Source organism: Geitlerinema sp. PCC 9228 (genome assembly GCF_001870905.1).
Taxonomy (GTDB): domain Bacteria; phylum Cyanobacteriota; class Cyanobacteriia; order Cyanobacteriales; family PCC-9228; genus PCC-9228.
Genome location: NZ_LNDC01000064.1, coordinates 16,458 through 39,256, shown reverse-complemented (window position 1 = coordinate 39,256; position 22,799 = coordinate 16,458). Strand labels below are relative to the sequence as shown.

Annotated in this window: 15 protein-coding genes and 1 pseudogene; 4 read left to right on the top strand and 12 right to left on the bottom strand. The window is 48.7% G+C overall.

What is annotated here, in order from left to right; genetic code table 11:
- The 3 genes and pseudogenes from psaB to AS151_RS23030 all read right to left on the bottom strand — a co-directional run.
- Positions 1-483: pseudogene (gene psaB, locus AS151_RS05070) on the bottom strand (photosystem I chlorophyll a apoprotein A2); the annotation flags it as partial.
- A gap of 105 nt (positions 484-588) precedes the next feature.
- Positions 589-2,856 (bottom strand): photosystem I core protein PsaA, encoded by a 2,268-nt coding sequence (gene psaA, locus AS151_RS05065; protein WP_071515963.1) that lies wholly within the window; start codon positions 2,854-2,856, stop codon positions 589-591.
- Positions 2,857-3,111: 255 nt separating this feature from the next.
- A complete protein-coding gene (locus tag AS151_RS23030; protein WP_275527969.1) occupies positions 3,112-3,240 on the bottom strand; it encodes a hypothetical protein in 129 nt (42 codons plus the stop codon).
- Between the two features lie 204 nt (positions 3,241-3,444).
- Here AS151_RS23030 and AS151_RS05060 point away from each other — a divergent pair, with 204 nt between their 5' ends.
- Positions 3,445-5,124, top strand: a complete 1,680-nt coding sequence (locus tag AS151_RS05060) for a hypothetical protein (protein ID WP_071515962.1) — start codon at positions 3,445-3,447, stop codon at positions 5,122-5,124.
- A gap of 453 nt (positions 5,125-5,577) precedes the next feature.
- Here AS151_RS05060 and AS151_RS05055 read toward each other — a convergent pair whose 3' ends face one another.
- The gene (locus AS151_RS05055) at positions 5,578-7,767 is read right to left on the bottom strand and encodes a transglycosylase SLT domain-containing protein (RefSeq protein ID WP_071515961.1); all 2,190 of its coding nucleotides are present in this window, start codon (positions 7,765-7,767) and stop codon (positions 5,578-5,580) included.
- Between the two features lie 228 nt (positions 7,768-7,995).
- Here AS151_RS05055 and mutL point away from each other — a divergent pair, with 228 nt between their 5' ends.
- Positions 7,996-9,672 carry a DNA mismatch repair endonuclease MutL gene (gene mutL / locus AS151_RS05050; protein WP_071515960.1) on the top strand — a complete coding sequence of 559 codons (1,677 nt, stop codon included), beginning with the start codon at positions 7,996-7,998 and terminating at the stop codon, positions 9,670-9,672.
- Here mutL and AS151_RS05045 read toward each other — a convergent pair.
- The 5 genes from AS151_RS05045 to AS151_RS05025 form a co-directional block, all read right to left on the bottom strand.
- On the bottom strand, positions 9,669-10,919 hold the full coding sequence (locus AS151_RS05045) for a tetratricopeptide repeat protein (protein WP_071515959.1): 1,251 nt from the start codon (positions 10,917-10,919) through the stop codon (positions 9,669-9,671). The genes mutL and AS151_RS05045 overlap by 4 nt on opposite strands.
- A 190-nt stretch (positions 10,920-11,109) precedes the next feature.
- On the bottom strand, positions 11,110-13,107 hold the full coding sequence (locus AS151_RS05040) for a hypothetical protein (RefSeq protein ID WP_071515958.1): 1,998 nt from the start codon (positions 13,105-13,107) through the stop codon (positions 11,110-11,112).
- 224 nt (positions 13,108-13,331) lie between these two features.
- Positions 13,332-14,840: a BCCT family transporter gene (locus AS151_RS05035; RefSeq protein ID WP_071515957.1), complete on the bottom strand. Its 1,509-nt coding sequence runs from the start codon at positions 14,838-14,840 to the stop codon at positions 13,332-13,334.
- A gap of 15 nt (positions 14,841-14,855) precedes the next feature.
- A complete protein-coding gene (locus AS151_RS05030) occupies positions 14,856-18,023 on the bottom strand; it encodes an efflux RND transporter permease subunit (RefSeq protein ID WP_071515956.1) in 3,168 nt (1,055 codons plus the stop codon).
- A gap of 2 nt (positions 18,024-18,025) precedes the next feature.
- Positions 18,026-19,456, bottom strand: a complete 1,431-nt coding sequence (locus AS151_RS05025; protein ID WP_211517533.1) for an efflux RND transporter periplasmic adaptor subunit — start codon at positions 19,454-19,456, stop codon at positions 18,026-18,028.
- Positions 19,457-19,713: 257 nt separating this feature from the next.
- On the opposite strand from AS151_RS05025, the gene AS151_RS05020 reads away from it, so the two are divergent.
- Positions 19,714-20,331 carry a TetR/AcrR family transcriptional regulator gene (locus AS151_RS05020; RefSeq protein WP_071515955.1) on the top strand — a complete coding sequence of 206 codons (618 nt, stop codon included), beginning with the start codon at positions 19,714-19,716 and terminating at the stop codon, positions 20,329-20,331.
- A gap of 115 nt (positions 20,332-20,446) precedes the next feature.
- Complete coding sequence (gene gloB, locus AS151_RS05015; RefSeq protein ID WP_071515954.1) at positions 20,447-21,220, top strand: hydroxyacylglutathione hydrolase; 774 nt, start codon at positions 20,447-20,449, stop codon at positions 21,218-21,220.
- A 108-nt stretch (positions 21,221-21,328) separates the two neighbouring features.
- Here gloB and AS151_RS05010 read toward each other — a convergent pair whose 3' ends face one another.
- From AS151_RS05010 to AS151_RS05000, 3 genes are read right to left on the bottom strand one after another with little or no spacing between them, the layout of a single operon-like run.
- A complete protein-coding gene (locus tag AS151_RS05010) occupies positions 21,329-21,616 on the bottom strand; it encodes a GIY-YIG nuclease family protein (RefSeq protein WP_071515953.1) in 288 nt (95 codons plus the stop codon).
- 2 nt (positions 21,617-21,618) lie between these two features.
- Positions 21,619-21,972: a hypothetical protein gene (locus tag AS151_RS05005; protein WP_211517532.1), complete on the bottom strand. Its 354-nt coding sequence runs from the start codon at positions 21,970-21,972 to the stop codon at positions 21,619-21,621.
- Complete coding sequence (locus AS151_RS05000) at positions 21,953-22,606, bottom strand: hypothetical protein (protein ID WP_071515951.1); 654 nt, start codon at positions 22,604-22,606, stop codon at positions 21,953-21,955. Before AS151_RS05000 ends, AS151_RS05005 begins: the two co-directional genes overlap by 20 nt.
- Positions 22,607-22,799: the final 193 nt, after the last annotated feature.

Sequence of the window (22,799 nt, the reverse complement as noted above, 5' to 3'; positions counted from 1 at the left end):
GAATTTCGGTTGCAGGTGCAGCCAGCCGGCAAATAGGAATACGGCTGACATCAGCATCAAGAAGATGGCACCTTGGTACAGGTCGCCGTTGGTGCGCATACCGATGGTGTACCACCACTGGTAAACGCCGGAATAAGCAATGTTAACTGGGTTGGCAGCTCCCGCTTGGGTAAAGGCGTCGGTGGCTGCTTCGCCAAATTGCGGATCCCAGATAGCGTGGGCAATGGGTTGCACGTTTAGGGGATCTTGGATCCACTGCTCGAAGTTTCCTTGCCAGGCGACGTGGAATAGGTTCCCGCTAGTCCACAGGAAGATGATGGCCAGGTGACCGAAGTGAGAGGCGAAAATCTTTTGATAGAGATTTTCCTCGGTCATGCCATCGTGACTTTCAAAGTCGTGTGCGGTGGCAATCCCGTACCACAGACGCCTGGTAGTGGGGTCTTGAGCGAGGTCCTGGCTAAACTTTGGAAATTTGGTTGCCATAAGCCTCTTATCAATCTCAAATATCGTCAGTTGGGCAATGGTTGACGGATTTTGGGGAACATTGGGCAGGGACCCTTCCCCACCCAATGCCTATAACCTAAGTTTCTATCCCATGGAGATAATACGCGCCAGGAAGAACGACCAGGTGGTCACAATCCCTCCTAGCAAGTAGTGGGCTACGCCAACCGCACGGCCTTGAATGATGCTCAGGGCGCGGGGTTGGATAGCAGGAGCCACTTTCAGCTTGTTGTGAGCCCAAACGATGGATTCGATGAGCTCTTGCCAGTATCCACGTCCGCTGAACAGGAACATGAGGCTGAATGCCCAGACGAAGTGAGCACCCAGGAACAGCAGTCCGTAAGCGGAGAGGGCAGAACCGTAAGAGTTGATCACCTGCGAGGACTGAGCCCACAGGAAGTCGCGCAGCCAACCATTGATGGTGATGGCGCTTTGAGCAAAGTTGCCAGCGGTGATGTGGGAAACCGTACCGTCGGGCGTTACAGTCCCCCAGATGTCCGATTGCATCTTCCAGCTAAAGTGGAAAATCACAATGGACAGGGAGTTGTACATCCAGAACAGACCCAAGAACACGTGGTCCCAACCAGAAACTTGGCAGGTACCGCCGCGACCAGGACCGTCGCAAGGGAAGCGGAAGCCCAGGTTGGACTTGTCGGGAATCAAGCGCGAGTTACGAGCGAACAGCACGCCTTTGAGCAGAATCAGGACGGTGACGTGGATGGTGAACGCATGGATGTGGTGCACCATGAAGTCAGCGGTTCCCAATTCCATGGGCATCATGGCGACTTTGCCGCCCACGGCCATCACGTCGCCGCCGAATACGGGGCTGACGCTAGAGAGGGCGTTGGGAGCGGTGTTGCCAGGTGCCAAGGTATGGAGCTGTTGCACCCATTGGGCGAAGACTGGCTGCAGTTGAATGCCAGTGTCGGAGAACATGTCCTGAGGACGGCCGAAAGCCCGCAGGGTGTCGTTGTGAACGTACAGTCCGAAGCTGTGGAAGCCTAGGAACAGGCATACCCAGTTCAGGTGGGAGATGATGGCATCCCGGTGGCGAATGACGCGATCGAGCACGTTATCCACGTTCGTGGCTGGGTCGTAGTCGCGCACGAAGAAGATGGCTGCGTGCGCCCCCGCACCGACAACTAAGAAACCGCCAATCCACATGTGGTGGGTGAACAGCGATAGCTGGGTGGGATAATCCGTCGCAATGTACGGATAGGGAGGCATCGCGTACATGTGATGGGCCACGATGATGCTCAAGGAGCCAAGCAGAGCCAAGTTTAAGGCTAGCTGGGCGTGCCAGGAGGTGGTGAGAATTTCGTACAGACCTTTGTGGCCTTGACCGGTGAAGGGACCTCGGTGAGCTTCCAGAATTTCTTTCATGCTGTGACCGATGCCCCAGTTGGTGCGGTACATGTGGCCGGCGATGATGAACAATACGGCGATCGCCAAGTGATGGTGCGCCGTATCGGTGAGCCACAAGCCACCGGTCATGGGGTTGAGTCCGCCTTTGAAGGTCAGGAACTCGCTGTAAGCTCCCCAGTTCAAGCTAAAGAAGGGCGCAACGCCGCTGAACCAACCCCACTCAACCCCGGGATACAAGTCTTTCATCAGACTGGGATTGAGGATGAATTCGTGGGGCAGGGGAATGTCTTCGGGCGCTACTCCGGAGTTCAATAGCTTGTTAATGGGCAGAGATACGTGAATTTGGTGTCCAGCCCAACCTAGAGAACCCAGACCGAGCAGTCCGGCTAGGTGGTGGTTCATCATGGATTCCACGTTCTGGAACCATTCCAGTTTGGGAGCGCGCTTGTGATAGTGGAACCAGCCAGCGAACAGCATCAGACCGGCCATGACCAGGCCGCCGATGGCGGTGCAGTATAGTTCAAATTCGCTGGTGATACCAGAAGCACGCCATAGTTGGAACAGTCCCGAGGTGATTTGAATTCCTTGGAATCCGCCACCAACGTCAGCGTTAAGAATTTCTTGACCAAAAATCGGCCAAACAACTTGGGCACTGGGTTTGATGCCAGTGGGGTTATTTAGCCAAGCTTCGTAGTTGGAAAACTTAGCGCCGTGGAAGTACGCACCACTTAGCCAGACGAAGATGACTGCTAGGTGACCGAAGTGGGCGCTGAAAATCCGGCGCGATACTTCTTCTAAATCGCTGGTTTGACTATCGAAGTCGTGGGCATTGGCATGCAAGTCCCAGATCCAAGTGGTGGTCTTGGGACCTTTGGCAAGAGTGCGGTCGAAAAATCCTGGTTTGCCCCACTGCTCTACGGAGGTGGGAACCGGGTCTTTATCGACAGCGATTCTTGCTTTTGCCTCTCGCTCCTTAGGACTGGTTGTCATTAAGACTCTCCTCTCTTTAGACAGGAACGAACTCTGCTTGACCTTCAGCCTTTCCTTGAATTGTAAGGGTTTTTTTGCTTTCGGCAAGTGCTGAGGGGCAGACCCGTGGAAGCTCGCCCAATCTTGGGAATCAAGCTTACTCAAAGGTCTAGTGTAATCGTCTCTTCCCGTTTCGAGAAGCCCCCCCCACTGTTAAGCTTGATGAAGTTCAAGGAAGGTCGGTCGAGCAAGCAAAAGTGGCGTTCTGACTCTGCATTATAGAGCTTGCTCCCCACAATCGTTGAAGGGTTGCTTAACAATAATTAAAAATTCTGTGCCGATTTTTGCCGGCGGCTGACCGGTTCCCACGCCGTGGGTAAACCCCTCAAATGCATACCAATTCAAGGATTTCGCTTTGCGAAACGTCCAAGACCTGAGATGATGGTTCTGAACTTGCCAACAGCGATCGCTCCGCGAACAAAATGAAAAAAAACTTAACTTTTCGACAAAGAAACTTTACGAAACGGAGCGACCTGTTTGGCAATGATGATTTTCCTTTAGTCCTTGATTAAATATTTCCAATCGCTGCTTTTCAGGAGTATTTGAGACGTGTTCGATCGAATTTTGTATTGGTGGAAACAAATTGCCCGTACCCTACTGGCTGGGGGGTTGGTGGTGGTGCTGTTGTTAGAAACAACCGCTTGTAGCGACAGCGACCAAATCGAACCCACCGCCAAAAAGCAACCTACCACTACAGCTGCTCCCAGACCCCAAGTGGTAGAAGTTTCGCCTCCAGAAACCCTCCAGAAACTCAACAGCAAACTAGACATTTACCGACCTCAAGTCACTATTACCACCCCCACCCCCGATGAAGTCTTGGAGGATACCACCGTTGAGGTTAGGCTTCAGGTGAAAGACCTTCCCCTTTACCGCGATGCCGAACTCAATCTCGGTCCCCATTTACGCGTCTTGCTCGACGACCGACCTGCGATTTCTATTTACGACACTAGCCAACCCATTCAATTTTCGGAGCTTTCCCCCGGCAGTCATACCCTACAGGTTCTCGCTGCCAAACCCTGGGAAGAAAGTTTTAAAAACCAAGATGCCTATGCCAGAACCACTTTTCACGTCTTTACCAAAACCCCACAAGATATTCCCAATCCTGACCAACCCCTACTGGTCTACAACACACCCCAGGGAAGCCAAGGAGCAGAACCCATTCTGTTGGATTTTTATCTAGATAACGCTCCTTTGCAGCTGGCAGCTCAAGAAGATGCCAACGATGAAATTGAAGAGTGGCAAATTCGCATTACTGCCAACGGAGAATCCTTTTATTTCGATCGCTGGCAACCAGTTTATTTAAAAGGTTTCTCAACTGGACAAAATTGGATTCAGGTGGAATACCTCAACGAACAGGGAGAAATTGTTACCAACCCCATTGACAACAACACCAAGCTCATCACGTACCAACCAAACGCTCAAGATTCCCTTTCCCAGCTAATTCGTGGGGAAATTCCTTTAGAGGATGCCTACGCGATTGTCGATCCTGACTACACCAAACCGGAAGAAACTGCCGAACCCGAACCGGAACCGGAAGTAGAAGCAACTCCCCAACCCGAGGAAACTGCCGAACCCGAACCGGAACCAAAAGTAGAAGCAACTCCCCAACCCGAGGAAACTGCCGAACCCGAACCGGAACCGGAACCGGAAGAAACCTTTGAACCGGAAGAGATTCCTGAAACCGAGGAAACCTTTGAATCGGAAGAGATTCCTGAAACCGAGGACACCTTTAAACCGGAAGAGATTCCCGAAACCGAGGACACCTTTGAATCGGAAGAGATTCCCGAAACCGAGGACACCTTTGAATCGGAAGAGATTCCTGAAACCGAGGACACCTTTGAACCGGAAGAGATTCCCGAAACCGAGGACACCTTTGAACCAGAATTAGAGGAAGATTTTGAACCAGAACTCGAAGAAACCTTGGAACCGGAAGAGATTCCCGAAACCGAATTGGAAGAAACGCCCGAGTTAGAAACCAAATCAACAGAAAAAGGAGAAGAAACCGAACCAGAAACCGAAGCTGAATCTGGCTTAGAAGCTTCCGAAACCAAAGAAGACCAAAAACGCGATCGCTCTCCAGAAGAAACTTCCGAAACCAAAGAAGCCAACTCCAGCGAACAAACAGAAGATTCTGAAAAAAGCCAACCTAGTTCGGTTGCCGAATCAGAATCGGAAACAACCAACGGTCAAAAACAACCAGAAACAACGAACCAAGACCAATCCAAATAACAGGCTAGAAACCAGTATCTAGTCATATGAAATCCGGCTATAGACTTAATTTCCTTCCACCGGTGTCAAATTAGGTATACCCCCCTTTAGTCCCGCTTGCCAAGGGGGAAAGCGACAGCCGGGGGGCTGAGGGCAATCGAATTCTATTCAAGCGGATTTCATATTATTTGTATTGTATACGATGCAATGTTGTAGGGGTGATTCGCCAATTGCCCCTACAGGGTTTCTTCATTTTAGGAGCAAGCTCCATTTATATTTGATATGAAATCCGGCTATAGACTTAATTTCCTTCCACCGGTGTAAAATCAGGTATAACCCCCTTTATTCTCGCTTGCCAAGGGGGAAAGCGACAGCCGGGGGTCTGAGGAGAATCAACTTTTATTCAAGAGAATTTCATATGATATGAAAAAAAACGAGATAGCGATCGCATATTTTTTACGAGAAACCAGGCCATCAATTAGAATTTCTCCCCTGGTCAACAAACGACTGAACCTTTTGACGAACCTGAGGATTGTAGAGCTGTAAATAATTCCAATAATTTTCAAACACTTTCTCTACATAATTTCTCGTCTCTGGAAACGGAATTCGTTCCACAAACTCATCGGCATCTGTCACCCCAAAACGATTCACCCAACGCTCCACATTGCCCGGACCAGCATTGTAACTTGCGATCGCTAACATAGAATTATCCCGATACTGTTGGTGGGTATAATCCAAATACCAAGTTCCCAATCGAATGTTATCGGTAGGATTGGTCAAATCGTACTGGGAAATAGAACTCTTCTGGGTAATCCATTCTGCCGTACTGGGCATGACTTGCATCAATCCTTTAGCCCCGACTGCCGATTCAATAGCAGTCATAAATCTAGACTCCTGACGAATTAACGCTGTCACCAGCATGGGATTGAGCTGATTTTCCTGGGACCAATGTACGATCGCATCAAGATAGGGAAAAGGATACAAAGCATGCCAGTAGGCAGATTGTTGTTTGAGTTCTTTTACTTGTTGAATTTCCGCTTTTTCATCCCGCCAATCCAAACTAGAAACCATAAAAATGCCATCTAAATTATCCCCCACCCCCAAACGAATCAAACCATCCGTAAACTGTTCGCTCACAGAAGGTGCCATAGGGGTTTGATATTCCCATTGCCAACGTCGCCAAGCTTCCCGGTACTGACCTAACTGATATAACTCTTTCAAAGTTTCGCTACCAGCGGGAAGGACTGAGAGCTGTTGGGGGCGTTCGGCTTTGGGGTCGAGATAGCGAACTTTGTTGAAATCACCCACTTCCCAACCCAACATCACTGCTGCTCGCCAAGCGTAATAGGAATGGGGATAGTTGCGAATCACTTGCTCGAAGGCTTCCCGGGCTTGGGCGGTTTGCCCCAACCGTTGCGACCATTTGCCGATCCAAAATTGAGCTTGGGGAGCAATGTCGCTATCTGGATTTTCGCGAATAAGTTCTGATGCCCACTGGGTTGCCCCTTGGTAGTCACCCCGCCTGCCTCGTTCTTCAGCGCGAGACATGCGCATTTTGGCGGCGGTTTCGGAGGAACTGTACTGAGAAAGGATGGATTGGCGAGCTTGCTGTGCGGATTTGGGGCTGTTTAAAACGGCTAGGATTTTGGCTCTTTCCAGCAAGGCTTCTGGAGCTTGTTCGGGAAAGTTTTGAATGGCGCGTTGCAGGTAGGGGAGGGCTTCTTTTTCTGGGAGCAACTGCCCCAGACGCAGCAATGCCAGACCGGTGGTTTTGCCGTTGGGAAATTTTTGCACCAGTTGCTTGTAAGCTTCGATCGCTTTTTGGCGATCGCCCCCTAATTGAATCCCCCTTGCGGCGCGATAGGCATTTTTGGGGGTGGGTGGTGCTTTTTGGTAGGCTTTGCCAGCTTTGCCATATTCTAATTTTTCCCAATAGGCAAATCCAATTTTTTCCCAGGCTTGCGGGGAAAGCTGTTCGCCGTGGTTGTTGACCAAGCGGTCCAACACAGAGATAATATCGGATAAATACAATCCATGTTCGGCCAGCAATAACAATAACGCCCGTTGCTGGGGATTTTCCTGCAGGCGTTGGTAGGCAATATCGACGCTGCGGGGATGGGAAGGAAATTCAGCGATCGCTCGATCCCAATATTGAGAATTTTCTTTACCCAGGGCATACAAAGCATTGGCAACAACGGGAGAATCAGAATATTCCTGTAGCAACTCCTGCCAGGTGGCTTGGGCTTGTTGTTGGTTGCCCATCATTTGGTAGGCACGAGCGCGTTTGTCTAGAATGTGGGGAGCGAGGATGGGATAATCTGCTTCCAAACCATCCAACCACTGCAAAGCGTCTTCTGGCTGTTGTTTTTGCAAGCGATCGCTGGCTAACAAATATCGCGCTCGGTAGCTATCAACACGCGAATCGGCATTTTTAGCTAGGGCTTCCAACTGTGCTGCCCGATTTTCCGGTGCCAAGCGTGCCAATTTGAAGGTATTGGATACTTCTGGGGTGAATGAATTGTTATCCTTTGAAAGGGGCAATGGATCCGATAAATTTTCAATTGTGTCGGTTACGTCTGTGGGAGAAAATACCGCCCCCACCAAGAAAGCACCAACGCCCGCACTCAAAGCCAGGGAAATTTGCAGTTGTTTGCCGTTCAGCATAATATGGTAAGAAAAACGCTGGAAAGTTTTTGGCGAACCTACCCAAATCTAGTAGGAAAATTGCTAAGTTAGGTTTATAATCAAGGTTTCACCGAAAAAATGTTCTGATTGGCGGAAAAACCTGTTGGTATTGTAACCAGTTTTGCCGAAATTTTCGGAAAGTTTTCTTCTCCATCCACATTTACGCATTGGTTTGCACCCATCTATCTGGTTTTGTTTGCTGCTTGAATGAATTCCACCATTCAAACCCTACCTGCTGACGTCGTTCACTTAATTGCTGCGGGAGAAGTCATCGATTCTCTCGCCGCCGCTATTCGCGAGTTGGCAGAAAATGCCCTGGATTCTGGGGCAACGCGAATCTCATTTTCCCTGTATCCCGACCTGTGGCGGGTTCGGGTGGCGGATAATGGTATGGGAATGAGCTTGACAGATTTAAAAAAATGTGCGTTGTCCCACAGTACCAGCAAAATTCGCGCATGTCAGGATTTGGGCAAAATTCTCACTTTAGGATTTCGCGGGGAAGCGTTGCATAGTTTGGCGCATTTGGGGCGTTTGGAAATTTTTAGCCGCCCCCAGCACAGCGAAGCCAACGGTTGGCGGGTGATTTACGACGCCCAGGGAAAGCCCAAACAAGTGGAAGCTGCAGCCGTTGCCCCGGGAACCATTGTCAACGTAAGAGATTTGTTTGCCAACATGCCAGGGAGGCGGGAATGCGTTTCTCGCAAGCAACAGCTGAAAGCAGTACAAGTGACGATCCACCATTTGGCTTTGTGCCATCCCCAGATTACCTGGCAGGTTTACAAAGACGAACGCCCGTGGTTGACCATTCATGCAGCTCGTACGCCCCAGCAAATTTTACCGCAAATCTTACCGCGTTTGCGTCCCGATGATTTGCAGTATGTCAAACGCGATGTGGAAGCGGAAACAACTGCGGAGGCTACTGCTACGCAACAAATTGAAGTGTTGGCGGGGTTGCCCGATCGCTGCCATCGCCGGTATGCCGATTGGGTTAAAATTGCTGTAAACGGTCGTTTGGTGCGATCGCCGGAACTAGAACCTACGGTTATTGCTGCTTTTTCCCGTACATTACCACGCGATCGCTATCCGATTTGTTTTTTACACCTGCACGTTACCCCCGAACAAATTGACTGGAACCGCCATCCTGCTAAATCGGAAATTTATCTGGAAAATCTAGAATTTTGGCAAGCACAAATTTCCCAGACCATCGAAGAAGCTTTGCAGTTCCACACCAGCGAAGGGCAATCCCAAGCGAAGGTTGCCCAACTGTTAAAAGCATCGGAAGCTAAGGGCAACTATCTGAGCGATTCTTTAAGCAACGAGGAAACTTCCCAAAGTTCGCCTACCCTACCGTTAAAAGCCGTAGCTCAAATTAACAATACCTACATTGTGGCGGAACATCCCAATGGGTTGTGGTTGGTAGAACAGCACATTGCCCACGAACGTATTTTATACGAACAACTGTGCGATCGCTGGGAAATGGTTGCCGTGGAACCACCAATCATTCTTCAGGATTTGCGGGATACCCAAGTGGAACAACTCCAGCAAATTGGGGTTGATATCGAACCTTTTGGCGAGAAACTGTGGGCAGTGCGTAGCATTCCCGCAGCTTTGCAGGACAGAAGCGATCGCGAAGATGCCTTGATAGAATTAAGTTCGGGGAAAAATTTGCAAGCTGCCCAAGTAGCAGTTGCTTGCCGTACCGCCATTCGCAACGGTACCCCCTTAGAACTTCCCCAGATGCAAGATATTTTAGACCGGTGGCAGCGTACCCGCCATCCCCGCACTTGCCCCCACGGCAGACCCATTTATTTATCTTTGGAAGAAAGCGATTTGGCAAGATTTTTCCGCCGCCACTGGGTGATTGGCAAAAGCCATGGGATTTAGGCAGGGGTTTGTTGCTTGCTGGCTTCCGTTTTGCCGTAGTTAGCCGCTTCGTCGTCTTCATCCCGTTGTAAAATTTTATCGAAAGAAGCGATCGCATCTTCGTAGCGTTGCAAGCGATAGCAACACCAGCCGCGATTGTAGTGGGTTTGGTAGGAATAGCCACGTTCCGCCGCCTTATCCAGAGAATCCACCGCCTCTTCGTAGCGTTGCAACTCGGCAAGAGCCATGCCACGATTTTCCCAAGCTTCTCGATTGTCGCCATCAAGTTCCAAAGCTTCGTCAAAAGCTGCCAAGGCTTCGTCGTAGCGTCGCAAAGCCAACAAAGAAACCCCTAAATTAATTTTGGCACGGGAAAAATCGGGTTTGAGTTCCAGAGCTTTTTCGTAACAAGGCAACGCTTCCTGGTGTTGTTCCGCTTTAGCCAGGGAAACGCCGTAATTTTGCCAGGCTTCGTGGGAGTTGGGTTGTAGTTTGATAACTTTGCGGTAGGAACGAGCAGCTTCTAGAAATTGAGAACTAGCAGCCAGCGCAAAACCTCTGTTTGACCAGGCTTGGGCGTATTTGGGATTGAGTTTCAAAGCTCGATCGAAGGCTTCCACCGATTTTCGGTAGCGTTTGAGGTTAAATAAAGCTACGCCACGATTTGCCCAAGCTTCTACGCTATTGGGATCGATGGCTAACGCTTGGTCGTAAAAGGCTAAAGCACCGTTATAATCGCGAACTGGAATGCGTTGGTTGCCCTTTTCCAACCAATCTCTGGCTTTTTCGGCAGTTTCTTCGGGAGAGAGGGATTTCACCAGCAAGCGGGAACCAATGTTTTTGGCGACGACGCTGAGTTCCCCACAACCTAAATTGCCGAGTTTGAGGAGTTGTCTGGCGAGGGTTTGGTTGTCGGTTTCGGCTTGTAAAACTCGTTCGCCGAATCTTTGCAGCCAGTCTACCCAGGAGGAAAAAGGGGCGCGATCGCCGAAACTTTCGATGTATGCTAGTACTTTACCGCGACGCCATCCCTGCTGCACGCCATCGAGAATTTGAAAAAATAGCATTTCGTAGTCGCTATCTTCTAGAGGGGGAGGTGTTTTGCCATTGCGGTTGGTTTCGACGGCAACACTCGCTGGTTGAGAGTGGCGGGATGATTTTTGATCGAATTTGCGGTAAGCAAAGCCAAACCGCTGCCGCCATTGCTGCCACAAACGCTGCCAAAATTGCCGCAGTCGTTGCCATAACCGTCGCCACCATTTCCACATAACTGGATTTCCCCTTGGATACTTGCTGGTTGCCGAATTGATTTTTGAATACTGCCATCAAGCAACTCGGTTTAATATCTATTTCTAGTTTACCCAGCAGCTAGAAAAAGCATAAAATCTCCCGCCGACTGCAGCCAACGGGAGAAAATGCGAAAAAGCAACTAGGAGATATCTATTTAAAATTTAGGTACTAACATTTTTCAATGGCGATCGCGACAATTTCTTCGCGACGATAGATAAAGCCACGACCATTGCGAATGTGGGGTAACGCTTCCAACTCCAGAGCAAAAGCACAAGTGCTGGTAAGATTGTTCAACAGTTGGTTGCCGTTGATATCTTCGTTCACCGGGCTTAAATTGCCGCTTGTCGAAGAGTCAAAACTATTGCTATCCACCAAATCGAAATCTGAGGAAACCCCTTTGCTGTAGCGAAGACGCCACCAGTAGAGGCGATTGTTTTCCTGGGATACCCGAACGTTGAAGTTGAGATTGAGCGAAGAATTCCAAGGAATGACGCCGCAGGTATTGGTGGCAGGCGTGTTTATGGTTAGTTCCGGGAGTTTGTTGTCTAGGGTAATGAACAAATCGCAGCGATCGCTACCCGTCAGCGGTAATGTATTCTCTGGCGGAACGGTTCCATCCCGATAGCCAATATCCGATGCTGTTAGTTTATCCCCATTGCTGTCGAACAACTCCAAACGCAGAATGTAGATCCCCGTATCGTCTTCCGCCAGTTGCGTTGCCCAACTACCAATTTTATCGGGGTTGTACCAATAATAATTGGCAAAATCGCGCAATTCGTACAGAGCTGGTTGCAAGTTAACAGTTTTTGGACCCAAATTGTGGGTTTCGCTAAACAAGGTATTCTGGTCAACCCGGGTGTCGTTTAGCGTGGTGGTAATGGGTTTAAAATCGCTATCGGCACTTCCCTGTTTGGCATAAGAAAGGCGATAGTATTTGGCAAGTTTGCCGTTGACGGGAACGCCATTTGCCAAATTTTCTCCAAATTGAGCGTATACCAATAACGTACTGCCATAAGCAACGTTGCTGAGGGAACCGTTGCCATACAAGCCGGTGGTTTGGTTGATTTGGTACACTTCATCGTCGCCGATGCGGGTAAAAAAGACATCGGTTTTATCTTTGGGTCGCTCAGAAGTGCTGCTTTCGCCACACTGGATGGCGGGATTGTCTAAAGCTAGGTCGATGAAAGCGTTGGTTTGGTTCCAACGAGTGCTGGAATAAGGATCGGCATAGATAACTGTTTCTACGCCATCGATGACTTGGGTGATACGAACGACGATATCGGGTTTGGCGTCAAACCGAAACCTGCCGCGACGGAATTCTAACGGAAACCAGCGGAAGCAACAGCGGAAGAAGCCATCGGCATCGGTGGTGGTTTCGCAAACGAGGTCTTTGCTGTAAAAGCAGAGGGGGAAGAATTGCCAAGGAGCAATTTTGGAAGTGAGGGTGAGATTTTCTAAGTTGGTTGGTTGTGTTTCTAGGGGAGTGGCTACGTCTGCAGAAAATGATTTTACAGAAGGGGCAGCCATTTCCAAAGATGGTAAAGAAGGTTCGATTGTGGGTGATTTTTGGGTAGAAAAGGTGGGATTGTCTAATGAAATGTCGGGGGGAAAGGGTGGTTTTTTGATGAGTTCGGGGATGGGGAAAGTAACGCGATCGCGCAGCAAATCTTCCCGCAATTTTAGATAGGGAAGCCAACAAGGTTCCCGGTCTACATCAAAAATTTCGACTTTGACAAAAGGAACGGGGCAAGAACGGTTTTGACCGTCTTCTTCAAATTGTTTACGAACGCGACCGGAAACGCAAACAAACCGAGGCATCCAAGGTTGCCAAATGGCTAGGGGAAGCTCAATTTTTGGTTGCAGGCGAAATCCTTGGTCTTCGCGAATCCAGTCTTTGGCGGTGAATTTTTGGGAGTAGGCAGTAGATTTACGAATGTTTTTTGGGTCTTCTTTGGTTGGTGCTACAAATAGTTCGATATCCTGGGGTTGTTCTAGTTTTAATGCGAGGCTAAAACTGCCTTCTTGTTCTACGCGATCGCGTTGCAAAAATTTGCCAGCACGATCGAAAACGTAGACATTTAAAGGAATTTGCGATTGTGCGTTGCTGGTTGTGCAGTCAGTGTCTTGCAAGCGAACTTGCCCTTCGACGATAACAGGATAATTCATTGAAAGAGACCTATTTTCTGTGTGTGTTCTCTTTCTTTGTAACCAGGAAAATAGTGACCCAACAGTCCCTTTTGTAAGCTAACCTGATTTGAGGTAGCATACATGAATGTAACTCGTTTGAGGGACAATGCCGAACAAGATAAGGAAAAATCCCTATCTATTCGCTGAAATACAACCAAATTAAAAAGCCTACGAAGGCAAATACGGTGACGTTGAGGAATGTATCAATTAAGTTTTCCATGGCTGGTATGCTTCAAACGCTTCAAATCTTTCAGCAGGCAAACTAAGAGCAACAAAATAATAAAGCTAAATGGCATAGCGCCCAAGGCAATAATCGCACGCACGGCTTCGATATTGCCCGTTAGAATAGCAACAATACCCAGTACGCCGACAATGGTTCCCCAAATTAACTTAGATCGCGTTTTGGGATTTTCGTTTCCTGCCTCGGAAAACATGGCAAGAACGTAAGTGGCACTGACGACACTGGTGACAACGAACATAAAAGAAATAACAATGGTTGTTGGAACCGTCACAATGCTAAGTGGTAGTCTTTCTAAAACCTTAAAAGTAACGGCATCGAGATTGGTTTGCACCGTCTCTAACAAAGGTAGAGTGCCTTCCAAAATTTCGTAAAAACCGATGCCGCCAAAAACCCCAAACCAAACGATGGAAAACAAAGTTGGTATCAAAATTACCGTTACCAGAAATTCCCGAATGGTACGACCCCGAGAAATACGAGCAATAAAAACGCTGACAAAAGGTGCCCAAGCAATCCACCAAATCATGTAAGTCAGCGTCCAATCTTTAAACCAACTTCGATTGCTCTGGTCGACGAATGTATACGTTTTTAGACCGCGAGTTAAGAATTCGCTGCCGTATTCTCCCAAAGTATCCACAATGGCGTTCATCATGTAGTGAGTGGGACCAACCAACAAAACATAAAGTAAGAGTACGATCGCGATCGCCATACAGGCATTGGCAATGAGAGCCATGCCACTGGCTAAATCGACAGTGAGGGGAAAAATATAAGCGATAAATAAGAGTAAAAAAATGCCCAGAGCCATCCAAGTTCCTGTATTTTCCAAACCAAATATGGATTCTACGCCACTCTGGACTTGGAAAATTCCCATGGCAATGGAACCAGCCACGCCAATGGAAACGGCAATTAAGGATATCAAATCGCATAGCGAGGCGACAATACCGCTCCACTGGCGATCGCGAAAAACAGAACGAATGGGGGTGCTAACCAACATGGGATTTTGCTTGCGGTAGCTGAAGTAAGCCAAAATCAAAGCGAGCATGGCATAAATCGTCCAGGCATGAATGCCCCAATGGAAGTTGGTTACTTTCAGGGCGGCAGTGGCTGCTTCTTGGGTGGTATCAAAAAGGTTACGGCTGACTGTAAAATGAAACAGTGGTTCGGCCGTGCCCCAGTAAAGCAATCCCACACCCATACCGGCGGAAAAAAGCATGGTAATCCACGTAATGGTAGAAAATTCTGGTTCGTCGTCTTTGCCACCAAGTTTCATACGGCCGTATCGGGAAAATGCCAAGCCAATGCAAACCAGCACAAAAGCAGTCACCGAGAGCATGATGAACCAACCGCGGCTGTCAAATAGCATGTTGGTAACGCTGCTAGCAAAGTTGGCCAATCCTTCGGCATCCCAAAGTCCGATCGCGGCAATAATGGTATTGGCAGCTAGGGCTGCGAATAAAAGCGGTTGTCTGAACATAAACTCCTCGCAAAGTTAGGTTGACGCCTGGCGAGAGATTTTGGTAGGTTTCTTGCGTAAAATGCGCGGCAGGCGGTACATCAGAGCTAGATAGGCTGCTGGAACGAAATACAACGCCAGCAAGGAAGAACCAGCAATGCCTCCCGCGATCGCGATCGCTAGAGGTCGCCAAAACGGGTCGCCTTCTAAAAGTAAGGGCACAAATCCCATCATGGTAGTGACAGTGGTGGTAAGCACGTGTCGCGTCGATTTGACGACCACCTCCCGTATGGCTTTGGGGTCGCCGCTTCTGGCTCGTTTGTCTTCATTTAAAGCCGATAGCACCACAATAGAGTCGTTAATGGCAATACCAACCAGTCCCATGGATCCAACAATTGCCATAAATCCTAAAATAGAGTCGAAAACCCACAATGCAAATAACGCCAAGCCCACAGACCCCACAGCAATGGCGGCAATAATGGCTGCTTGACGGAAGGAATTTAAAGATATAACCAAAGCGGCTGTCATAACCAAAACCAGCAACGGTACGTAGAGCAATAAATTTCCCACGGCTTTGTTGCTTTCTTCTTGTTCGCCGCCGAACTCGTATCGGTAGCCAGAGGGCAATTGGAAATTTTGCTTGTCTAAAGCAGCTTGAAAGTCAGCCAAAACCGTAGATGGCAAAACGCCAGCGGTAATAAAGCCTTGTACGGTGTTGACCCGCTGTTCGTTGCGACGGGCAATGTTGGCACGTTGCGGCATCAAACGAAACTCTCCCAGGGCAGAGTTGGGATTGAATTGGTTGTTACTGGTGGTGGGAGAGCGCAGATTTAAAGAAGCAATTTCGTCGAGGTTGGCGCGATCGCGATTTTTTAACCGTACCCGCACCGGCAGATTTTCGGTGGATTCCAAAATCGATCCCCCAATGGTACCTGTCAAATAAGCTTGCAGTTGTTGCGCGATCGCAGTGTTGTCCAAACCGGCTCGTTGAACCTTTTCTTCATCCACTTCAAAGCCTAACTTGGGTCGGTACTCGCTCAAATCGTCGCGCACGTGAACCACATTCGGGACCGATGCCAAAATTTCCCGTGCCTGGCTGCCCAATCGCCGCAATTCTTGCAAATTGGGTCCGTAAATTCGCATTTCCACTGGGGCATCGTAGGGCGGACCTTGTCCGAGTTGCTGTACCAAAACCCGCGCTTCCGGAAAATTGTTACTTAAATCTTGTTGAACCGTTCGCACCAATTGTTGCACCCCTTCTCCGGAACGCAAATTCACCATGGCTTCTGCATAGTGGGCTTGGTTTTGGCGCGATCCAGTAATGTTGTAGTAAAATTTAGGGGCGCTTTCGCCTACAAACCAATGGACGCTTTCCACGGGAGAATACTGACGCAATTTATCGCCCATGCGACGGGTTTTTTCCTTGGTTTGTGCGATCGCGGTTTCCGGAGCAAACTCCACTTCAATTTGAAATTGGTTCCGATTCACCAACGGGAAAAATTGCCGGTCCAAATTGCCAGCTACGGCAAATCCGGTGATGGGAATGGCAAACGTCAGCACCACAGCCAGCAATGGTTTGCTGGTTATGCGTTCTAAAGTCCAACGGTAAGCCCGTGCCAAGCGGGGCCAGGAAAGGCCTTGATTCCACCAAGCATGGGCGCGTTTGAAAGCAGTTCGTTCTTTTCTTGAAGAAAAATGACCCTGTGGAGGTAGCGTGTGGGCATGGCTGCTGGCCAGTAGGCGACCTGCTATAGAAGCTACAACGACCAGCGAAATAGCCAGCGAAGAAATTAGGGCAAGAATCACGCTTACCGAAATCGACCCCACAAATTCCCCAGCACCGCCAGGAAGCAGAGCAATAGGTAAAAAAGTAAGGACAGTTGTGAGCGTGGAAGCAAATAAGGGAACTTTGAGATAGTTGACGGTTTTGGTAACGGCTTGAACGGGTTTGATGCCTTCTTTCAATTTCATGTCGATTTCGTTGACCACCACAATGGCATTGTCAATCAGCAATCCCAAAGCAATAATCAACCCCGTGACCGACATCTGATGCACGGCCATGTCCAAGGCACTCATCCAACCCAAAACCGCACATACTGTCAGCGGCAAAGCAACACCCACAACAAATGCCGAACGCCAGCCCATGGCCACAAACACGACAGCAATGACCAGAATGGCGGCAAATAGGAGATTGGCCATGAGAGACTGAATGCGGTCTTCTACATATACGCTTTGGTCGAAAATCACATCCAGTTCGATACCAGAAGGCAAACGCTGGCGAAACGCATCCACTTGCTGGCGAACAGTTTGGGCATATTGGTCGATGCGTTTGCCCGATTTCATCAAAACGCCCAATGCGATCGCAGGTTCCTCACCCACCAAAGCCAGTTTTTGCGGGGGTTGGCTAATGCCCCGGTCTACAGTGGCAATATCGCCCAGACGGGTAAACTGACCCTCTTGGCTGTTTTGAATGGGAATTTGGCGGATTTGTTCTAAGGTTTTGAGTTCGCTGTTGACCTCTAAAGCCAGATTGCGTTCCGAGTTGTGCAATTCTCCTGCCGATACTTTGGCATCGCTGAGGTCAATGCGATTGGCTAGGACTTGTGGGGACAGTCCTACTGCCACCAATTCGGACGCATCCACTTCCACCAGAATTTCTTCTTTTGGTGCCCCGAACAGCTCTACCTCGTCCGTTCCTGGCAGACCGCGCATGGTTACGGCCAGTTCTTCGGTATAGCGACGCATAATGGCATAGTTCGGTTCTTGGTCCTGAGTCCATTTCAATGCGGGAATGAGGGTATACGCTTTGATTTCGACTTCTTCTAGACTCGGATCGCTGGCACCAGAAGGAAACTCGGTTTTGGCTTCGTCCATTTCGTTGCGAACTTTAGACCAAATGGGTTGTGCGTTGGTAATTTTGTCTGCCAGTTCTACGGAAATCGTGGAGAAACCTACGCGAGAATCGGAAGAAATGGTTTTGACGGCTTCGATTTCGGCAATTTCCGATTCCAAAACTTTCGTTACCAACGATTCCACCCGTTCGGCGCTAGCACCGGGATAGGCGGTTTTGACGACGGCGGTACGAGCAATCAGTTCTGGGTCTTCTTGACGCGGTAAGGCTTGAAAGGAAGCAATGCCCCAAGCCACAATTAAAAAGACTACGAGGATAATCAGCCGAATATTGCGATAGAAAGATGCCATCATGGTTATTGCTGCGATAGCTGGGCTTGTTGGTTGGCGTTGGGTTGGTTGGCGGTGGCCGTGACTGGACGTACTTGCTGTCCAGGAACCAGTCGGTGGGTGCCGTTGGCGACCAGGCGTTGGTTTGCTTGCAAGGTTCCCCGCACGAAAGCGCGATCGCTGTTTTGATGTAAGATTTCTACGGTTTGTTGCTGTACTTGCCAGCCTTGCCCTTGTGAGGATGGTACGACCACGTAGCAAGTCCACAGGCCTCGTACGCTTTGTGTGAGGGCTGATAGGGGCACCCAGTAGCCCTGGGTTTCTATGGTTTTGGTGCGGTGCATGCGTACGGTTTGCCCGGGAGAAGCATAGGAGATGGCAGTAGCTTCTAGGTTCAGAACCACTACTTGGGTGCGCGTTTGCGGGTCAACTTCTGGCAAAATGGAGGCTACGGTGGCAGAAAATTTCTGGGAACCCACTTGTACGGTTTGCGAAGTGCCTGGCTGCAAAGTGCGCGCAAATTGGGCGGGCAAGCCGATGCGTGCTTCTGGAGAACTGTTTTCGACCAAGCGAACCACAGGCTGGCCGGCTTGTACGACGGTGCCTTCATCAAAGTTGCGTTGGGAAACCGTACCGGTAAAGGGGGCTTTGAGAACGCTTTTGTCGAGGGTGACATGGATATTGTTGATGCTGGCTTCCAGTTCGCGAACGGTGGCGCGTTGGGCGGCAATTTCTTCTTGGCGGGTGCCGTTGAGCAGTTTTTGCAGGCGGCTGCGGGCTTCATCCAAACGGGCAGCTAGAGCTTCTTGTTGGTAGCGAAATTCGTCTCGGTGTTCGCGGGAAATAGCGCCTTCGTGGTAGAGATATTCCCGGCGCGATCGCTGCTTTTTTTTCAATTGCAATTCTTTTTCTAAGTTACGAACGTTGGCACGGGCGGCTTCGATGTCTTCCGTGCGCGGACCGTTTTGCAATTGTTCGAGTTTGGCTAAGGCGCGATCGCGTTGGGCTTGCAGTTGTTGGCGCTGGGCTTGCAAGTTGCGGGTGTCGAGTTTTGCTAGGGGTTGTCCGGCGGTAACGCGATCGCCTTCTTCAACAAAGAGTTGAGCAAGCTGACCGCTGCGTTCAAATCCCACTTTGCTGGTGCGTCGGGCGGTAATTTCGCCGGTGTAACTGCGCTGTACTTGGTAAGAAGATACCGGTTCCACCTTCAGCGTTTCTACAGGAATTGCATTGGTTGCTGTTTGGCTGGGTTCTGAAGGTGCTTGTTTTTCGGATTTGCTCGCTACTAGCGACAGACCCCCAATTACGCCAGCGGCGAGCAAGCCTGCCCCACCAAGAGCCATCAATCGCCTTGTGCGGCTGTTGGTAGTAGGAGGAACTTCTGTCTCGGTCGGGATATCTTTTTTATCCAGTAAGATTTGACCGTGCGTTTCTTCTTGGGTTGGGTTTCCTTGCATTTGCCATTCCCTTTAATACCGTACTGTATGGTATTATTGAAAGTAAAAAATATATAGCCAGTGGTGGCTAGGTGAAGCACGATTGGTACACGTAGAACCTCTCAGGTTTCCTAATTTCAACAATCCCAACCAGAGAAAACCAACTCGGGGTTGGGTTTCGGCGAACTTGTTTTAAGTATACCGTACCGTATAGTATTGTCAACCTGCTTGACCATATTTTTTCGGTACAATTGGTTATTGGCAAAGGAGACGGAAATATGGGCGTATCCACAACTCGCTCGGCAGAAAAGAAAAAAGCCATTTTGAATGCAGCAGCAGATTTGTTTGTCGAGCGAGGATACGACGGTGTCAGCGTCGATGCGATTGTCAAAGAAGTAGGTGGTTCCAAGGCGAATATTTATAATTATTTTGGCGGCAAACAAGGGTTGTTTCGCGCCATTGTGGAAGATATGAGCCAGCAAATTTTATCGCCGCTGGCAGATGCAGAAATTGGTAATTTGCCACCGCGAGAGGCACTGACAGCAATTGGCAAACAGGTGATGTCGGTGGTGCTTTCCGACCGGGCTATTGGTTTGCTGCGCATTGTGATTGCTGAAAACCGGCAGTTTCCAGAGTTAGGTTCGTTGTTTTTGAAGTCTGGACCGCAGCCATGCCACCAATGTCTGGCGCAATATTTGGAAAAACAACAGCAGTTGGGAACATTAAAACCTTGCGATAGCCAACAAGCTGCCATGCAATTTATAGGCATGTTTCTTGGTTCTATCCAAATGCAGCGGTTACTTGGTACTATGTCAGCCCCAGACCAGCAACAGATTGAAACCCTTGTTGATAGCGCTGTTACCACGTTTTTGGAAGGATATAGCTGTTCGGAGTAGAAACGAGCAGCTGCGGTTTCCCCGATCGCTGCTTGTAAAATGATAGGGGGGTAGGAATTTTTTGCCGGTATGGTTCCCCCTCGTTGCTGGCGAGAAAGCAAACCAAGGAGGTTGTATGCAAGTTTATCGCTTACCAGCACTTTCCGATAACTATATCTTTTTGTTGCACGACCCGGAGAAAAACGAAGCAGCGGTAGTAGACCCGGCGGAGGCAAAACCGGTGCTGCAAAAGTTGGATAGCCTCGGCGCACAACTGACCACGATTTTCAATACTCACCACCACCACGACCATGTGGGTGCCAATAAGGAACTGATGCGGCGTTTTCCAGATTTGGTGGTTTACGGTGGTGCGGAAGATCGCGGACGCATTCCGGGTCAGCAGGTATACTTACAAGAAGGCGATCGCGTGGAATTTGCCAATCGCACTGGTGAGGTATTTTTCGTGCCCGGTCACACCCGCGCTCACATTGCCTATTATTTCCCGCCGGCTGAAGGGGAAGAGATGGGAGAATTGTTCTGTGGCGATACGCTGTTTGCTGGCGGCTGCGGCAGATTGTTTGAAGGCAGTCCCAATCAGATGGTATCGTCGCTGACGAAGTTGCGCCAGTTGCCGGACAATACGCGGATTTGGTGCGCTCACGAGTATACGCTGAAAAATCTCCAGTTTGCGGTGACGGTGGATGGAGACAATGCGGATTTGCAGCAGCGGTTTGAGGAAGTGAAGGCGAAGCGCAAGCAAAATGAGGCGACGGTGCCTTCGGTTTTGGGTTTGGAAAAACGCACGAATCCTTTTTTGCGTTGGGAGTCTCCAGCGTTACAGGCGGCGGTAGACAGTCAAGACCCGGTGGAAACGTTTGCCCGGGTTCGCAGTCGTAAGAATCGGTTTTAGAAGTTTGTTTGGTAGAATAGCGATCGCTTGTTGTTTGGTGATGGCAAGCGATCGCTTTTTTGGGGTTCTAAAAACCAATTGCGATTATCCCTTTTCGAGCGGTATATATCAGACTACTGGTGTCGATTTTTTATTGAATTTCGGCTGATAAAACGAACATAAGCTATTTTCCGCACGGTTAAGTAACCATTCTGGAACTTCTATGCATTCTATGTAGGCATCTTTTCCACACTCGCCAACAATTTTGCTTAGTTTGTGATGTCCGTTCTTCCAGCGTTGATGTATATTTTTAGCCTGACCAACATAGATAACTTCATCGTGGGAATTGCGCACTAAGTATATCCCACAGATTTTAGGCAAAAGATGAAGCTCTACAATGGAAACTTTCAAAGACATTTTTACAGTTCTTCAATATGAATATCTCTGGTTTTGCTAGAATGCTGAATGCGTTGCCAGTCTTTTTCAATTTCCCGACTACTTAAATTTGCCATATAGCCTACTTTATATAGAGATTCTTTTAACATTTTTTCGGATTGTTCCAAATCTTCTAGAGATAGATCGGATTCTAGATTTAAATCTTTAGCAAGGGTAAGAATTTGCGACCATTGAGCTTTATACCTTAAGTCTCTGCCTTGCGTTAAATTGGGGTACTTCTTCTTGAGTTCCTTTGTGTTTTGCGTCCTGGTAAGACGATAGACTTCTTGTTTGATTTCTGATATTTTCATGCCGGTTTTATAATGATTTGTTGGCATACCGGATAGCAGATTTGACGATTCGCAGAATTTCAGATTTTTCCAGATCGAATAGATCCATTCCCTTCTCAACTGCTTTATTGACCGAACGGGTGGAATATATAGAATTAACTTTCTGTATAACTTCTGGATCGACGCCTTCCTCTTTCAGCAGTTTTTTAACTAAGTCTCGCTGTACCCGATAGGTATCGTTCCAGACCTGTAAAGACCTTTGACTATTTTGTAAATGCGCAATCTGCTTTATTTTCTCAGACCAAGAATCGAGCAGTGATGATAGAGCAGATGCAGTACCTACACCCGCTTTCTTCATTAGGCCTTTTAAAGTTTCTCCTTTGGTTTGTGCGTCATTAATTACCTTAACATGCTCGTTTCTGTAATACTGGAGAACTTTCTCTGCCGCGCCATTGGAAGCTTGTTTTTGGTCGTATCCACCTACATATCCTTGACTCTTGCGAAGTTCATCTAAAACTTCATCGTAGTTCGTCACGTTATGACGGTAGTGGTTAAATAGTTGGCGACCATCTGCTTGCGTATAGTCAATTAGGTTGCCGTCTCTATCTCGAATTTCATAGAGACCTTCGGGACGAGTGATTTGGATACGCTCTTTAATGTCTGAATTTTGCTCTTCGCTCATGTTCCCTACAGTTTTTCGTTTTTTCCAATCGAGATAGCTAAAAATAGGATAAAAGCGATTGGGGCTCCCATCCTGACATGAATATTTTTTTGGAGCCCTGACAATATTTGATTTTTATTTTACATTGAACAGCTTCCAAGCCGTTGAAATATCACCTTCTTATTTATTTTTAACGACAACAGGGAAAAAATTT

Coding starts and splice junctions, on each gene's coding strand:
- AS151_RS05030 (WP_071515956.1), bottom strand. CDS start 18,023: ATGATGGCATCTTTCTATCGCAATATTCGGCTGATTATCCTCGTAGTC.
- psaA (WP_071515963.1), bottom strand. CDS start 2,856: ATGACAACCAGTCCTAAGGAGCGAGAGGCAAAAGCAAGAATCGCTGTC.
- AS151_RS05045 (WP_071515959.1), bottom strand. CDS start 10,919: ATGTGGAAATGGTGGCGACGGTTATGGCAACGACTGCGGCAATTTTGG.
- gloB (WP_071515954.1), top strand. CDS start 20,447: ATGCAAGTTTATCGCTTACCAGCACTTTCCGATAACTATATCTTTTTG.
- AS151_RS05055 (WP_071515961.1), bottom strand. CDS start 7,767: ATGCTGAACGGCAAACAACTGCAAATTTCCCTGGCTTTGAGTGCGGGC.
- AS151_RS05005 (WP_211517532.1), bottom strand. CDS start 21,972: ATGCCAACAAATCATTATAAAACCGGCATGAAAATATCAGAAATCAAA.
- AS151_RS05025 (WP_211517533.1), bottom strand. CDS start 19,456: ATGCAAGGAAACCCAACCCAAGAAGAAACGCACGGTCAAATCTTACTG.
- mutL (WP_071515960.1), top strand. CDS start 7,996: ATGAATTCCACCATTCAAACCCTACCTGCTGACGTCGTTCACTTAATT.
- AS151_RS05000 (WP_071515951.1), bottom strand. CDS start 22,606: ATGAGCGAAGAGCAAAATTCAGACATTAAAGAGCGTATCCAAATCACT.
- AS151_RS05020 (WP_071515955.1), top strand. CDS start 19,714: ATGGGCGTATCCACAACTCGCTCGGCAGAAAAGAAAAAAGCCATTTTG.
- AS151_RS05010 (WP_071515953.1), bottom strand. CDS start 21,616: ATGTCTTTGAAAGTTTCCATTGTAGAGCTTCATCTTTTGCCTAAAATC.
- AS151_RS05040 (WP_071515958.1), bottom strand. CDS start 13,107: ATGAATTATCCTGTTATCGTCGAAGGGCAAGTTCGCTTGCAAGACACT.
- AS151_RS05035 (WP_071515957.1), bottom strand. CDS start 14,840: ATGTTCAGACAACCGCTTTTATTCGCAGCCCTAGCTGCCAATACCATT.